The organism is Thermococcus nautili (assembly GCF_000585495.1).
Classification (GTDB): domain Archaea; phylum Methanobacteriota_B; class Thermococci; order Thermococcales; family Thermococcaceae; genus Thermococcus; species Thermococcus nautili.
This window is the reverse complement of the sequence record NZ_CP007264.1, coordinates 590888-603945: the sequence shown is the minus strand read 5'-3', so window position 1 is coordinate 603945 and position 13058 is coordinate 590888. Positions and strand designations below refer to the sequence as shown.

General features: G+C 54.6%; 19 protein-coding genes. 7 read left to right on the top strand and 12 right to left on the bottom strand.

Features of this window, described 5'->3' with window-relative positions; genetic code table 11:
* The first annotated feature begins 4 nt into the window (after positions 1-4).
* The 4 genes from BD01_RS03340 (at position 5) to BD01_RS03325 (ending at position 4464) form a co-directional block, all read left to right on the top strand.
* The gene (locus tag BD01_RS03340) at positions 5-1069 is read left to right on the top strand and encodes an ABC transporter ATP-binding protein (protein WP_042690008.1); all 1065 of its coding nucleotides are present in this window, start codon (positions 5-7) and stop codon (positions 1067-1069) included.
* 32 nt (positions 1070-1101) lie between these two features.
* A complete protein-coding gene (locus BD01_RS03335) occupies positions 1102-1680 on the top strand; it encodes a DUF447 domain-containing protein (protein ID WP_042690005.1) in 579 nt (192 codons plus the stop codon).
* A gap of 73 nt (positions 1681-1753) precedes the next feature.
* Positions 1754-3757 (top strand): metallophosphoesterase, encoded by a 2004-nt coding sequence (locus BD01_RS03330; RefSeq protein WP_042690001.1) that lies wholly within the window; start codon positions 1754-1756, stop codon positions 3755-3757.
* 65 nt (positions 3758-3822) lie between these two features.
* A complete protein-coding gene (locus tag BD01_RS03325; protein WP_042689999.1) occupies positions 3823-4464 on the top strand; it encodes an alanyl-tRNA editing protein in 642 nt (213 codons plus the stop codon).
* On the opposite strand, the gene BD01_RS03320 is transcribed toward BD01_RS03325, so the two are convergent.
* From BD01_RS03320 to BD01_RS03310, 3 genes are all read right to left on the bottom strand, one after another.
* Positions 4461-5621: a hypothetical protein gene (locus tag BD01_RS03320; RefSeq protein ID WP_156927376.1), complete on the bottom strand. Its 1161-nt coding sequence runs from the start codon at positions 5619-5621 to the stop codon at positions 4461-4463. The genes BD01_RS03325 and BD01_RS03320 overlap by 4 nt on opposite strands.
* A gap of 86 nt (positions 5622-5707) precedes the next feature.
* The gene (locus tag BD01_RS03315) at positions 5708-6703 is read right to left on the bottom strand and encodes a TIGR01177 family methyltransferase (RefSeq protein WP_042693130.1); all 996 of its coding nucleotides are present in this window, start codon (positions 6701-6703) and stop codon (positions 5708-5710) included.
* 24 nt (positions 6704-6727) lie between these two features.
* Positions 6728-7258 carry a GNAT family N-acetyltransferase gene (locus BD01_RS03310; RefSeq protein WP_042689994.1) on the bottom strand — a complete coding sequence of 177 codons (531 nt, stop codon included), beginning with the start codon at positions 7256-7258 and terminating at the stop codon, positions 6728-6730.
* 53 nt (positions 7259-7311) lie between these two features.
* Here BD01_RS03310 and BD01_RS03305 point away from each other — a divergent pair, with 53 nt between their 5' ends.
* The gene (locus BD01_RS03305) at positions 7312-7788 is read left to right on the top strand and encodes a ferritin-like domain-containing protein (RefSeq protein WP_042689992.1); all 477 of its coding nucleotides are present in this window, start codon (positions 7312-7314) and stop codon (positions 7786-7788) included.
* 48 nt (positions 7789-7836) lie between these two features.
* The gene (locus BD01_RS03300; RefSeq protein ID WP_042689990.1) at positions 7837-8139 is read left to right on the top strand and encodes a ferritin family protein; all 303 of its coding nucleotides are present in this window, start codon (positions 7837-7839) and stop codon (positions 8137-8139) included.
* Between the two features lie 2 nt (positions 8140-8141).
* Here BD01_RS03300 and BD01_RS03295 read toward each other — a convergent pair whose 3' ends face one another.
* From BD01_RS03295 to BD01_RS03270, 6 genes are all read right to left on the bottom strand, one after another.
* On the bottom strand, positions 8142-8525 hold the full coding sequence (locus tag BD01_RS03295) for a DUF2283 domain-containing protein (protein WP_042689987.1): 384 nt from the start codon (positions 8523-8525) through the stop codon (positions 8142-8144).
* Positions 8509-8847: a hypothetical protein gene (locus BD01_RS03290; RefSeq protein WP_042689986.1), complete on the bottom strand. Its 339-nt coding sequence runs from the start codon at positions 8845-8847 to the stop codon at positions 8509-8511. The genes BD01_RS03295 and BD01_RS03290 overlap by 17 nt, the downstream gene beginning before the upstream one ends.
* A 65-nt stretch (positions 8848-8912) precedes the next feature.
* Positions 8913-9437 (bottom strand): ferritin family protein, encoded by a 525-nt coding sequence (locus BD01_RS03285; protein ID WP_042689983.1) that lies wholly within the window; start codon positions 9435-9437, stop codon positions 8913-8915.
* Between the two features lie 3 nt (positions 9438-9440).
* On the bottom strand, positions 9441-9791 hold the full coding sequence (locus BD01_RS03280; RefSeq protein ID WP_042689980.1) for an iron-sulfur cluster assembly protein: 351 nt from the start codon (positions 9789-9791) through the stop codon (positions 9441-9443).
* Positions 9792-10151, bottom strand: coding sequence for an iron-sulfur cluster assembly protein (locus tag BD01_RS03275; RefSeq protein WP_042689977.1), 360 nt, complete (start codon positions 10149-10151; stop codon positions 9792-9794).
* A 32-nt stretch (positions 10152-10183) separates the two neighbouring features.
* Positions 10184-10774: a hypothetical protein gene (locus tag BD01_RS03270; protein WP_051482158.1), complete on the bottom strand. Its 591-nt coding sequence runs from the start codon at positions 10772-10774 to the stop codon at positions 10184-10186.
* 91 nt (positions 10775-10865) lie between these two features.
* Between BD01_RS03270 and BD01_RS03265 the strand changes: the two genes are divergently transcribed.
* Complete coding sequence (locus BD01_RS03265; RefSeq protein ID WP_042689973.1) at positions 10866-11840, top strand: DUF996 domain-containing protein; 975 nt, start codon at positions 10866-10868, stop codon at positions 11838-11840.
* A gap of 26 nt (positions 11841-11866) precedes the next feature.
* Here the strand turns inward: BD01_RS03265 and BD01_RS03260 are convergent, their stop codons facing one another.
* From BD01_RS03260 to BD01_RS03250, 3 genes are all read right to left on the bottom strand, one after another.
* Positions 11867-12214: a class II SORL domain-containing protein gene (locus tag BD01_RS03260; RefSeq protein ID WP_042689970.1), complete on the bottom strand. Its 348-nt coding sequence runs from the start codon at positions 12212-12214 to the stop codon at positions 11867-11869.
* 10 nt (positions 12215-12224) lie between these two features.
* Positions 12225-12386: a rubredoxin gene (rd, locus tag BD01_RS03255; protein ID WP_042689967.1), complete on the bottom strand. Its 162-nt coding sequence runs from the start codon at positions 12384-12386 to the stop codon at positions 12225-12227.
* 79 nt (positions 12387-12465) lie between these two features.
* Positions 12466-12981, bottom strand: a complete 516-nt coding sequence (locus BD01_RS03250; protein ID WP_042689964.1) for a rubrerythrin family protein — start codon at positions 12979-12981, stop codon at positions 12466-12468.
* Positions 12982-13058: the final 77 nt, after the last annotated feature.

Here is a 13058-nt window from a genome sequence, read left to right as displayed (position 1 = left end):
TGAGATGGTTGACGTTAAGCTTGAGAACATCGTGAAAACCTTCGATGGAACGACCGCGTTAAAGGGGATAAGCCTTCACATAAAGCACAAGGAGCTCTTCACCCTGCTCGGCCCGAGCGGGTGTGGAAAGTCCACGACCCTGAGGATTATAGCGGGCCTCGACTACCCCGACAGCGGGCACATATACTTCGGCGACGAGGAGGTCACCTACCTCCCATCCTACCAGCGCGGTGCCGTTCTCGTCTTCCAGAACTACGCCCTCTGGCCCCACATGACGGTCTTCGACAACGTCGCCTACGGCCTCAAGATTAGGAAGGTGCCCAAGGAGGAAATCAAGAGGAAGGTCGAGTGGGCGCTCGAGCTCGTCAAGCTCAAGGGCTTCGAGAACCGCTATCCCACACAGCTTTCCGGCGGACAGCAGCAGCGTGTGGCAATAGCTAGGGCGCTCGTTGTCGAGCCGAAGGTTCTCCTCCTTGACGAGCCGTTGAGCAACCTTGACGCCAAGTTGAGACTTGAGATGCGTTCGGAAATCAGGAGAATCCAGCGCGAGCTCGGAATCACCGTCATCTACGTCACCCACGACCAGGAGGAGGCAATGGCCATAAGCGACAGGATTGCCGTCATGAACGTCGGAACCGTCGAGCAGGTCGGAACACCAAGGGACATCTACGAGAGGCCGAGGACCGAGTTCGTGGCGAGCTTCATGGGCAAGACCAACGTCATTCCGGCTAAGGTCGTCGAGAGGAACGGCGATAAGGTCACCGTTGAGTTTGAGAGCTTCCGCCTCGACGGGCTCCACTACACCGAGAAGAGCGACAACGTCGTCCTCGTAATAAGGCCGGAGCGCATAAAGTTCAGGCCCGGCGAGAACACCGTCTCGCTCGAGGGAACCGTTGACCTCATCGAGTACTACGGCTTCTTCACCGAGGTCGTCGGCCTCTTCGGCGAGACGAGAATCATAGCCAGAGCCATAAGCGACAAGGAGATAGCCAACCTCAGGCCGACCCAGCCGGTTACCTTCTACATCGACAGGGACGACATAATCGTCCTCCCCAAGCAGAACCTCTGATTTTTTCTCCTCCATTTGGCCCGGTGGTAGGAATGCTCGACGTTTTCGAGGAGGGGAAGGTTTACGAGGTTCTTCTCGTCACGCGCTCGAACGTTACCCCCGTTGGCGTCGTCCGGGAGGGCGAAAGGCTGAGGTTCAAGCTCTTCCCCGGGAAAAGCTTTCGCGAGGTTCTTGAAACCGGTAAGGCCTCACTTCAGCTCACCAACGACCCCGAACTGCTCGTCAGAACCGCTCTGAACCTTCCCGTCGAGCTGGAGTTCGTTGAGGTGAAAGGTCACCGCTGGATTAAAGGCCTTCCCGGCCTCTACGGGCGGGTGGAGTGGAAGGTTGAGCGCTGGAAAGATGAACTCGGCGAGACAGAGGTTCTGCTCTGTGAGCTGATTCCAGAGGGCGAAATCGAGGGAACTCCGCCACTCCGACCGTTCAGCAGGGCCGACTGCCTGCTCGTTGAGATGGCAGTCCTCTTCACGCGCTACCTCGTGAAACCGGAGGAGAAGCTAAGGGCCAGAATTCTGGAGATGCACTCCCTCTATAGACACCTCGGTGGTCGCTCCGCAACGGCCGACCACATGGTATCTTTTTTGACAGGGAAGACTCAAAAGGGACATTAAATGGTGTCCCTTTGGACAGGTTTCGAACGGGAAAGGTTTTAAGAGCATTCTCTCCCCTCTCAACGGTGATACCATGGCCAGACGGCTGTTGGCTCTGTTAATAGCTTTTGCGACCGCACTTTCTGCACTTGGAGCGGTTCCAGCGCTGGCTCAGGACTACTCAACGACCTACAGCGACTACGTTTACCTGCCCGCGCCCGTTGTTCCGGCCTTCGCAATTCCTGGAGGCACATTCAAGCTCTACCCCAAGGAAGGCCTTCAGGTTGAGTCAGTGACTGCCGTTTCAATCCTTCACGGCCCGTACGACCTTCAGATAGTCTCGAAGGACGACAAGTCCATCACCCTGCAGACCCCCGACGACATTGCCCCGGATGACTACTTCCTCCTCATAAAGACCGACAAGGGAACCCTCGTTCTCCCGAACGGTCTCAAGGTCTTCAAGGAGTGGCCGAAGACCCTCAAGATTGCCTGGACGAGTGACACCCACGTCACCACCGGTGCAAAGGTCGGTTTCGTCTGCGACCAGTACTTCCAGAGCAACGTCTACAAGCTTGAGGAGATGTGCTCGAACCCGATTCCGCTCCACAGCGTTGTGGCAACTTACAGCGCCTACCAGTACTGGGCCATGAACGGTGCTACCATAATGATAAACACCGGTGATGAGGTTGACACGAGCGGTGACGTTACCGGATACCAGATAATCTACAACATAACCAAGCTCGCCTCCGCTTCCGGCCTTCCTGTCGTTGGAATCAAGGGCAACCACGACGACCCGCCGACCGTTTACACCCAGGTTCTCGGCCCCAAGTACTTCTACGTCACCATCGGCAAGTTCATCATAATCGGCCTTGACACCGGAGGAGACCGCGGTTACCCGACGATGGACGAGATTGAGTGGATGGAGAAGGTTCTCGACGAGCACAAGGGTTACATTCCGATAGTCCTCTACCACCACCCGTACTTCTTCAACCCGCGCTGGAACTACCTCGGCGGTGTTATCAAGGACCTTGACCCGAGCACCGATTGGGACCAGATTAAGGAGTACGTTGGTCGCTACTGGGGTGCCGACCAGGAGGTCGCGAAGCGCTTCCTTGAGGACGTCGTTAAGTACAACATCCCGCTCACGATGAGCGGCCACATTCACCACGACATGTACTGGCTCTACATTGACAAGGAGGGTCACAAGCACTACTTCCTCACCCTCACCTCGACCGGTGCTCCCGACAAGGAGCCGAACCCACCGGCCAACCCGAGGCACAGCCCGACCTGGTACGGAAGCAACTTGGTCGTCATAGATGAGAACGGCAACGTAGAAATGCCCTACACCCCCGTCAAGATTGAGAACGACAAGGTCAGGAGCGACTTCATCAGCGTCCCCGTTCCGCAGGAGTTCATGATATTCAAGCACCAGACGGGCTTTGGAACCGCCCTCAAGTTCATCAACGAGCTCAACAACAGCGTTACCGGCCCGATTGTCATCCCGGTTCCGGCCAACGCCAAGGTCGACCCGAGCGTCACCAACGTCACCTACAAGGTTATAGCCTCAAGGGAGATAGCCGGCCAGTACTACATGCTCCTCAACGTGACGATTCCACAGGGAGTCTCCCAGCTCGTCGTTGACACCGGAAAGGACACCGAGAAGCCGGTCGTTCAGATTGCCTACCTCCAGCCCAGCCACCCCAAGCCCGACTCACAGTTCACCGTTTACTTCACCGCCCAGGACAACCTTGGCATCAGGGACCTCTACGCGGTTCTCTACGACTCGAACGGCAACATCGTCAAGTACGGCAAGGTTGAGGAGTTCCCGGCCGAGCCCTCAAGCGGAAAGCCCGGCGACACCTTCTACATCGTCGAGCTTCCGGGACTCAAGGCAGGCAAGTACAAGCTTGAGATAGTGGCCGAGGACTTCTACGGAAACAAGGCCGTCGTCACCAAGGAGCTCAACATAGCCGAGAGCAAGCCATCCGCGGGCTCGACTACTCCGACGTCAACTGCCAGAGAGAAGGGCGGAATCTGCGGACCGGCCGCGATAGTCGGACTCGCCATAGCCCCGCTCCTCCTCAGGAGGAGGAAGTGATTTCCTTCTTCCCTTTTTCGATATTCATTTAAACCTCGGTGCCCTCTTTTTCTACGGTGGTTTAAATGACCCGCAAGCTCTATTACGAGGACGCCTACCTCAAGGAGGCCAAGGCGAAGGTTCTCGAAGTGAAGGAGGACGCCCTGCTCCTCGACCAGACGATTTTCTACCCGACCGGTGGAGGCCAGCCCCACGACAGGGGAACGATAAACGGCGTTGAGGTTCTGGACGTCTACAAGGACGATGAAGGCAACGTCTGGCACGTCGTTGCGGAACCGGAGAAGTTCAAGCCCGGTGACGAGGTTGAGCTCAAGCTCGACTGGGACTACCGCTACAAGCTAATGAGAATCCACAGCGCCATGCACCTCCTCGAGCACGTCCTCAACGTCGTCCTGCCCGAGAAGTGGGAGCCCTACGGAAGCGGAATGAGCGCCGAGAAGGGCAGGCTCGACATCGTTTACCCGGAGAACGTGAACAAGTGGAAGCAAGAAATAATCGAGACCTTCAACAGGCTCGTTGACGAAGGCGGAGAGATGAGAATATGGTGGGAAGGTGACACCCGCTACACCCAGATAAGGGACTTCGAGGTCATTCCCTGCGGGGGAACCCACGTGAGGGACATAAAGGAAATCGGCCACCTGAAGAAATTCAAGCGCTCCAGCCTCGGAAAGGGAAAGCAGAGGCTCGAAATCTGGCTTGAGGACTAATGCTTCCTCGACAGGTAAAGCGCCAGCAACGATATCACCAGTGCACTTCCGCCGAGAATCTCGGCCAATCCGATTTCCATCCTTTTCTTTGGCTTCCAGTAGGAGCTATCCTTTGCGTGAATCTCTACGCTGTATCTGTCGTCTTTTGGTACTCCCCAGAGGAGGTTTATGAGTGCGGCAGCCTCCGTTCCGGTGTATTCGTTGAAGTACACATTTCCCCCGCCAAGAACCCACAGGTATCCGCTTTGAAAGCCCACAGTGAGCTTTAGGGCACCTCGGGGTATTCTGGAACCGCATTTTTTCAGATGGGGCCCTTCGAGGCACACCCTTCCACCTTCCACTTTGAGGCTTAGCTTTTCTTCCTCCTGTGTAACGAAGCTGGCCAGCGTGAAGTCTTCGCCCTTCCACAGAAACTCCAGCTTGATTAGAATCTCTCTCCACGGCCTGCCGTCTCCAAAATAATAACCTTCCTTGTAGTTGTAGACAAGCCACCACTGCCTTTTCTCCCTGTGGGGAACGAGGGCATATCCGTACGCGCTGTCTATGTACTTCGCTCTCCTGCCCGATAGCTTAAGGATAACCCTCCCACGGGGCTTCCAATCGCTTACATCCACCCAGTAATACGTTCCCCTCCCTTCAGGTGTTTTTAGAACGCTTTGGTTTTCCCAAGAGACCTCGACCCTTAGGGGTAGGTTGGAAACATAGGTTCCGTTGTCGTAGATAGTGTGGCTCTCCAAGTAAACCGCAACAAGTTTCCAGGGTGTTTCAATCTCAAACCTGCCTTCACCAGTCTTTTTGAAGGGTATTTTAACAAGACGAAACTCCGTTGAGAGCGCTCTAACTTCGGGAGGGTGCATGTAAATCCCGTAGCGTGGATGGACGGTGACGTTAAGCTCACAGTTTGATTCCAGGTAGAGCGTTGAGTTGGAAGGAACCCCCATATCCAGATAGTCCTGGAGGTCAACGCTTCCACTGCCGTTTACGGGAAACGCAAAATCCTGAACAAGACTCCCATCATCAAAGGTTCCGAAAACCCAAGATGAGCACTCCGAGGTGTAGTTAATTAGAATGTCGTCGAGCTCCTGGCCAGGTGACGGGTGAAACTGAAAGGTGGCGTTCCATGCCGAAACCCATGGAAGGGACAGCAGGAGTGCCAAGAGCAACACGCCGCGTCTCATAATTTACCCATGTAGTCAAGAACAATAAAAACTTTTTGGATTGGTAATCAGTTCAGGACACCCTTTCACTTCTCGAACACGTAGAAGTATCTCTCAAGGCTCTTGTGAACCCTCTGGTAGTAGCGTCCGAGCGTTTTGAAGCCGAGCTTTTCGGCCTCACCCTTTCCGTCGAAGCTCGTCGGAAACGCTACCGCGAGCCTTCCTCCGGGTTTAAGGACGCTGTGGATGCTCCTCAAAACCGCCCTGTAGAGCTCGTCCCGCCTCCTTCCCGCGAGTGTCGCAGCGGTTCCGTAGGGAGGGTCCGTCGCCACCGCCTCGAACTCCTTCCCTGGAAAGAGCTCTTCGAGCCTCGTCGCGTCGCCGAGCTTCAGCTCGTAATCCTTCACGCCGTAGTGCCGGAGGTTCATCTCGGCCCCTTCAACCATCTCGGGCTTTATGTCAACGCCGTAAACCTTGAGCCCGAGCAGGCCAGCCTCGATGAGTATCCCGCCGGCTCCCATCATGGGGTCGAGGAGCTCTTTGGTGGCCTTCGTCAGGTTCACCAGCGCGCGCGAAACCCTCGGGTGGAGCGAAATCGGCCGGAAAAACGGCCTGTGGTGGGCCTTTCGCCTCTCAAAGTCCTTGGGGTCGAAGAAGCGTAGCCTTATCCCCGCGTAGAGCCTTTCACCGCAGTAAACGCGGACGAGCGTGTCAGGCCTTGAGAGGTTCACGCGGTGGCCCTGGGAGTGAATCACCGCCCCGAGCTTCCTCGGCAGGTCGAGGACGTCGTGCCTGCAGTTGGCCATCGTCTCGGTGTCAACCTTAAACGTGCCTTCAATCGGCCAATCCACCTCTCTGGCCTTCCTGAGGAGCTCGTCAACGGACTCTGCCTCCACCAGTAGCTCACCGTATTCGTGAGCCAATCCGAGGCGGTCGAGGAAGAGGAAGGCCCTCTCGGGAGCGTCAACCTTTAGAAAGAGGTAGTCCTGGCCGACTATCTTCCCTCCCCCGAGTTCGAGCATCGCCTTTACCTCGTCCCTCGCCATCTCCGGCAGGTTTCCGAGTATCTCAACGTAGAGCATGTTCCAGCCTCCCATGAGGGGTTTTTAAGGTTGTTCCCACCTGAGCACCACGAACTCCCCGTAGTCCATGACCTTCTCGAAACCCTTTCTGAGGTAGTAGTTGTAGGCTTCAAGCCAGGGAAACGTTACAACGTAGGGTGTCTTTCCGAGCTCAAGGAGCCTCTTCACCGCGAAATCGAGCAGGGCCTTTCCGTACCCCCTTCCCCTGTATTCCGGGCCGGTCATGAAGAACTCAATTAGGCCCGTTCTTTCGTTCTTCAGCTCATCGGGAACCCAGTGGATTTCCTTGCCCTCGAGGTTGTAGACGAGCGCCACGGTTCCGGCGATTCTTCCATCCTCCCTCATTAGGTAGAGCTCGTCGAACTCCTCTCCGAGTCTGAACTCGAGAAACGGCTCATAAACCCGCCTGAAACCTTCGAAGTCGTCAGGCGAGGGCTTCTCCTCAACCCACTCCAGGGCGGGATAAGCGCCGTTCGTTGAGCGGTAAACATCGAAGACGAACCTCAAAAGCTCTTCCTTCAGGGCGAGCGGGTCTTTGACCATCTCGATACCCATCTCCGTCCCCCAAAGGTTATTAGGGTTGGGGTTAAAATAACTGTGGTGGTTTTATGGACGAGCTTGAGGCTTTAGCTTTGGCCCTGGAGGTTGAGAAGGCCGAGATGCGCTTTTACCTCGACCTCGCAGGGAGGACTAAGGACGAGAAAGCTAAGAAGATGTTCCTTTTCCTGGCCAAGGAGGAGGCCGACCACTGGGCGGAGTTCGAGGAGAAGTTCCTTGAGCGCGTCGCAGAGGAGTGCAAGTTGCCAGCCGTAAGTGAAGAGCTCCTCGAAAAGCTTCTCGTCAAGGCCGGGGAGATTGAAAGCGAAGTCGATGCCGTGAGGATTGGAATGGAGCAGGAAAAGCTCACGTGGGAGTTCTACGAGAAGGCCGCGAAGGAAGCAATGCACGAGTCGGTTAAAAGGCTCTTCGAGGAGCTGGCGAAGATAGAGAAGGCCCACTACGAGCTGCTCAAAGCGCAGTATGACTCGGTGATGAAGACCGGCATCTGGATGGACTACCAGGACTTCAGCCTTGAGGTGGACTGACGCTTTCCTTTTGTGGATTCTGAAGGTTTTGTGGGGGTAGGTGATACCATGCTGGCTAAATACCCGTTTGAGTTGCCGAAGGACCGGCCGTTGAGCAAGAAGGAAATCGCCCAGGCCCTTCGCTGGGCCATAGAAGCCGAGCTCGACGCGATAAGCTTCTACGAGCAGTTGGCGGAGCACATTGAAGACGAAAAGATTAGGCACGTCTTCCTTGACGTCGCCAACGAGGAGAAGGAGCACTTTGGAGAGTTCCTGGCGGTTCTCTTCGCCGTTGACGAGGAGCTCGCGAAGTATATGAAGGAGGGCTTTGAGGAGGTTGAAGAAGAAACGGGGATAAAGGTGGAGCTTTGAGCTCAGATGTTGATGGAAGAAACCATTGGTGGAACTCCTAAATTCGCCACTTCTAAGACCTTGGAGCGCTCTCTTTCTTTTCTACGATGGGAGATGACCAGCGAGAGTTTTAGCTTAACGGTTTTTTCATCGATGGTTATCTCCGCGTGAAGTCTCCTGATGTTCTTCAAAAGGTGTCTATCAATTCCAAATTTTTCTGAAGCGTTTAACAGCTCAAACCCCACAATGGTCTGTTTTTCACCGGGGGGAATCCTTCCAAAATCGAGGATTAAATCATCGCCGACCATGATGGAGTACTCATACTTCCGATTAGGAACGCTCACGAACAGAGAATCCCCTACCGGGTCGTAGTCAATGGGTTGTATCCCTCTAACACTTCTCTCCATCTTCACTCACCCGGATACGTCTGCTTGCAGGCTGTGGAAATGCGGTAATCACGGTTAGTCTCATCTTGCTCTTCCGTTCCCTCGCTTCAACGACGATAACCAAGTCCATACCTCTCGATTCTGGATGTACGTACGTTAATTTAAACCTGTTGCCTCCTTGATGTTCGACCCCTCGAAGGGCCTTTTGCCTCTTCAGTAGAAGTTCCTCAACGAGTTTGGGGTCAACGTTTCTCTGCTTTAATCTCAGCTTGACGTGGTCGGTCAGCAGGATTTCTGAAATACTGCCCGAGTCCAACAACCTCACGAACTTTCTGAAGTCCATGTTGACTCATGGGAATAACGACTTCTGGCTTTAAATGCTTTACTACTAAATAGGAAAACAAAATATCAAGGCCCCACATGCATCATCTGGTCATACATCGCCCAGTCGAGGAGGAGCTCATATTCAGCTTTGAGGTTGTAGTAGTGGCCCCACTCCATGTCGCTGAGGTAGCGCATTAGCCTCTTCTTCCTCTCGTCCTCGACCATGTTCTCAAGCTCGGCGTAGAACTTAGCCGCTATCTCCTCGGCCTTCATCGCCCACCTGATTAGGTCGATTACGTCTTCCACTTTATCAAGCTTCCTGGCAACGGGCTGGAGCTCCGGTCCTATGTGCTCCTTTGGAAAGACCATTTCCTTTCCGGGGAAGAAGTCAGCGTAAATCTTCCTCAGCAGTTCCTCGTGCTTCTTCTCCTCGCCGGCGAGCCAGCTCACCTTTTCCTTCAGCTCCCCTATCTCAACCCTCTCGGCCAAGCTCTCGTAGAACTGCCTCGCACCGATTTCGGCCTTTATGGCCATTCCGAGGAGTTCTTCAAGCGAGAAGTCCTTAATCCGTTCGAGGGGAAGCCCCTCGTCGAGTTCGGGCGGAACCATACATCATCCCTCCGCTAAAAGCAGTCCGAGTTCGTTATACACCTTCACGGTATTAAACCCTTCCGTTTTGAGAATCGAAACTATCTCGTCCAGTATCTTCCTTTGGACGTTTATCGCCAGCATCTGGCAGAAATGACACTCCGGCGTGGAGCGGGCCATGAGGAGAAAGACCTCGACGCGCTTCCCTTCAACGGTGAGGCCGTAGACGAGACCCTCTCCGACGATGTTGAGGCCAGTTTCAGGGTCTTTAACCCTCTCAAGCAACTTCACAACGCGCTTGACTTCCCCGGGGATGTCCTTCCTCGGACCCGGCTCCGGTCTCTTTCTGGGCCGTAAAAAGTCCGGGAGGAGCATTCAAACCCTCTCTCCCGAGATATCTTCAGGCCTGTAGCCCTTCCTGTTCTCGAACTTTCCAACAACGTTGTTCCCGAGGTCGTAGACGTAGACGTTGTCGAACTTGACCAGTGCAAACCGCTCCATTATGTCGCCGATTATCTTGGAGTACGCTATGGGGCTCTCGCCTATGATGTTGTACTCGGCGTGGCTCTCGAAGCGAAGCCAGATTTTGAGCGTGTCGTCGGTGACCTCAAGACCCGCCACAACGCCAGAATCGAGGATGTCGCCACCGGTAACCGGGTCGGTTATTTTCTTCAGCTCCTCGATGACGGCCCTGTATGGCTCGGGCCACTCCCTATCTGGACTGTAAACCTTCATTTCCCTCACCGATTCCCCCTTCGACTGGTCAGTTATAAGCCTTCCTGGGCAGAGTTGAGAACTTTAGCCGAGGGATACGAGAGGAGCAGAGAGGTTATCCACAGCGACACCGAGGCGGTGTAAAGCAGGAGCGCCGGCAGGGAGCGGTAGTAAATCGCGTTCACGACCGTGAAGGCCACGAGGAGCCATGCGGACAGGCGGGCCATTGAGGCAGGTTTTTTCGGCGAGTTCGAGTAGAAAGCCACCGCATCCATGAGCAGGAGAAGGGAGATATCCGAGAACATCAAAAAAACGTAGTTCCGAGGGTCTTCGCTCAAACCTATTGAAAGAACCATCAAGGCAATTTGGGCAAGCATCTCAAGCTTTGCTCCAACGAGGCCGCTCATAGAGAGAGCATAAACTATAAGCGCGGGCCCAAATATTACGAGGAAGGAGACGTTGAGGCCAATCATATGGCCCGTAAAGCCGAACGCCGTCATTAAACCTCCGGCGAGTATCAAATGGGATAACTTCTCTTTCCCAAGCCTGTTCCGCTCGACAAGCCTCGTCAGGTGCCAGGTGAGAAAGACGCCGACCAAGACGAGCGGACCGTCAACGGACATTACAAGAGCATACGAATCCATGACTCTCAACCATTGAACCTACGGCGTTAAGCCTTTAAACCTTGCCCAAAAGCTTTAAGTGTTAAAACTTAAAGTTTTATTGGTGATATTAGTGACAGTTAAAGGAAAGTTTGCTCCGGTTGGTGGCAGAGAATACCTGCTGGCCGGGAGTCTGCTGATGGTGCTGTCCAATCTCTTCGGCATTTTCTCGCTTATAGCCTTTGGACTCGGGCTCGTGGTTTACCTGATTGGTCTCTACCTCTGGAGCGTGGACGTTGACTCAAGACCTCTGAAGCTGTTCCTGCTTGAGACGGCTCTATTCCTAGTTGCCGTCTTCCTCCTCAGCTGGAGCCCGAAGTGGGTCCTCCTCAAACCCTCGTGGGACATTTACAAGCTCATTAACTTACTGGCACCGGCGTATCCTGCCTTTGTTGCCAGCGCGCTCGTTTATAGACTCAGGATGGGCCTGTTCGCGGAGTCAACCGGGGAGCTGAACTTCAACCTAGCCGGGAATCTGTATCTCGTCGGTGCCCTGCTGTTCCCCGTCTTGATTGGCGTCGTTTTAATGAGTATCGCCCGCCTCGTGGAGGCCTACTCCTATTGGAATCTGCCCCTAGCCGCCAGGAAGGACGTTCCCTTCAATTTCTCAAAGAGGAAAGTCCTCGCGGTTTTCGTGGCTTCCCTGCTTCTCTCTCCGGTTCTCTTCAACGTTCCCTTCCCAAGCTACGATGGCTTGGCGCGCTCAAATGGCGTTGCCGTTTACTGGAGTACCTCTGACTCTCCTGCGGTCGTGGACGTTCTCATCAAGGTTCCCGAGAACTTCTGCGGGGCGGGGGTTTACGTTGATGGCATTAAAGTTGGGCAAAAGTACGAGTCAATGACATTCTGGGGCCCGTTCCAGTCACTCCTCGCCCTCTCCGGCGACGAGGTTATAAGATACCACGTGGAGCTCTTCAAGAGCCCTGAAAACGTGACGGTTATGGTATGCGTACGAAACGTCAAGTACGTGCACACCCTAGAAGGCTACGCTCAGGAATGGGTTGAGAACTGGACAAACATGACGTTCCAGCTCTCGGGAGAAAAATAACGGGGGTTGGGGCGGAAAAAGAAAGCTCACTCGAGCGCGACCTCGTTCTCCCAGAGGCCGTGGATGTTGCAGTAGCTGAGCGCGTAGAGCTTGCCCTTCTTCTGAGTTCTGAAGAAGAACACCGCCCTCGGCTCGGTCAGCGGGTCGCTGTGGTTGGTAAAGGCAACCCTGCCGACGAGAATCGGGAAGTTCTCCCCCTCCGGGTGGAAGTAGAGCTCAATCCACGCTATGTGGTGCTCCGGGGTGTTCGGGTGCGGTATCTCCTTGCCGACGCTGACCTCGACCCTGACGAGGTCGCCCTCCTTCTCGTACTCTATAACGGGGACGTGCTTCTCCCCCTTCCAGTCTCCACTCTTTATGGTTTCGCTCAGCATCTCAACCACCTCACTCTATCTTTTCAAACTGGTCCTTTGGAGCCCCGCAGAGCGGGCAGACCCAGTCCTCGGGAAGGTCTTCAAACCTGGTTCCGGGCTCTATCCCGTCCTCCGGGTTGCCCTCGTCTTCATCGTAGATGTATCCACAGATTATGCATCTCCACTTTGCCACTTCTTTCACCATTCTACTGTTGGCACTTCGGCCTTATAAGGTTTGTGGTTCAAACTTGTGAAACGGAAAAGCGAAGGAATCACTCAAAGACCACGAACTTTTCGCCCGGCAGACCGCACACGGGACAGCGCTCCGGGGCCTCGTCCACGGCAGTGTAGCCACAGACCGGGCAGATGTAGACTTTCCCAACCTCTATATCCTCGCCCTTAGCAACACTCTCTTTGGCCTTCTCATAAAGCTCGGCGTGAAGCTTCTCGGCCTCAAGGGCGTAGTGTGTGCTCCTGACGGCCTCTTTCTCACCCTGGAACTCGGCGGCGTTCTTGTAAACGGGGTACATCTCCTCGACCTCGAAGGTCTCGCCCGCTATTGCTTCCTTCAGGTTCTCCTCGGTCTTCCCGAGCTTACCCAAAGCTATGAAGTGGTTCTTCGCGTGGACGAACTCCGCGTAGGCTATCGCTCTAAAAAGCTTGGCAACCTTCGGAAAACCCTCCTTCTCGGCCTGCTCGGCAAAAATCAGGTACTTCATGTGGGCCATGCTCTCGCCGGCAAAGGCGTCCTCCAAAAACTTCCTGGTCATGGCTCTCTCAACGGGCATGGAAAACACCGTACTAAGATGGGAGCGAAAGTATATAACACTTTTCGAACCGGAAGTTCCAAAAGCCGAACAAAGTT

What these genes read in the sequence shown, in the direction of transcription:
- BD01_RS03310 (WP_042689994.1), bottom strand. Translation starts at nt 7,258, where the DNA reads ATGGGTATCGAGATGGTCAAAGACCCGCTCGCCCTGAAGGAAGAGCTT.
- BD01_RS03250 (WP_042689964.1), bottom strand. Translation starts at nt 12,981, where the DNA reads ATGCCCGTTGAGAGAGCCATGACCAGGAAGTTTTTGGAGGACGCCTTT.
- BD01_RS03315 (WP_042693130.1), bottom strand. Translation starts at nt 6,703, where the DNA reads ATGCTCTACGTTGAGATACTCGGAAACCTGCCGGAGATGGCGAGGGAC.
- BD01_RS03325 (WP_042689999.1), top strand. Translation starts at nt 3,823, where the DNA reads ATGACCCGCAAGCTCTATTACGAGGACGCCTACCTCAAGGAGGCCAAG.
- BD01_RS03295 (WP_042689987.1), bottom strand. Translation starts at nt 8,525, where the DNA reads ATGGAGAGAAGTGTTAGAGGGATACAACCCATTGACTACGACCCGGTA.
- BD01_RS03300 (WP_042689990.1), top strand. Translation starts at nt 7,837, where the DNA reads ATGCTGGCTAAATACCCGTTTGAGTTGCCGAAGGACCGGCCGTTGAGC.
- BD01_RS03285 (WP_042689983.1), bottom strand. Translation starts at nt 9,437, where the DNA reads ATGGTTCCGCCCGAACTCGACGAGGGGCTTCCCCTCGAACGGATTAAG.
- BD01_RS03270 (WP_051482158.1), bottom strand. Translation starts at nt 10,774, where the DNA reads ATGGATTCGTATGCTCTTGTAATGTCCGTTGACGGTCCGCTCGTCTTG.
- BD01_RS03275 (WP_042689977.1), bottom strand. Translation starts at nt 10,151, where the DNA reads ATGAAGGTTTACAGTCCAGATAGGGAGTGGCCCGAGCCATACAGGGCC.
- BD01_RS03260 (WP_042689970.1), bottom strand. Translation starts at nt 12,214, where the DNA reads ATGCTGAGCGAAACCATAAAGAGTGGAGACTGGAAGGGGGAGAAGCAC.
- BD01_RS03340 (WP_042690008.1), top strand. Translation starts at nt 5, where the DNA reads ATGGTTGACGTTAAGCTTGAGAACATCGTGAAAACCTTCGATGGAACG.
- BD01_RS03290 (WP_042689986.1), bottom strand. Translation starts at nt 8,847, where the DNA reads ATGGACTTCAGAAAGTTCGTGAGGTTGTTGGACTCGGGCAGTATTTCA.
- BD01_RS03330 (WP_042690001.1), top strand. Translation starts at nt 1,754, where the DNA reads ATGGCCAGACGGCTGTTGGCTCTGTTAATAGCTTTTGCGACCGCACTT.
- BD01_RS03305 (WP_042689992.1), top strand. Translation starts at nt 7,312, where the DNA reads ATGGACGAGCTTGAGGCTTTAGCTTTGGCCCTGGAGGTTGAGAAGGCC.
- BD01_RS03280 (WP_042689980.1), bottom strand. Translation starts at nt 9,791, where the DNA reads ATGCTCCTCCCGGACTTTTTACGGCCCAGAAAGAGACCGGAGCCGGGT.
- BD01_RS03335 (WP_042690005.1), top strand. Translation starts at nt 1,102, where the DNA reads ATGCTCGACGTTTTCGAGGAGGGGAAGGTTTACGAGGTTCTTCTCGTC.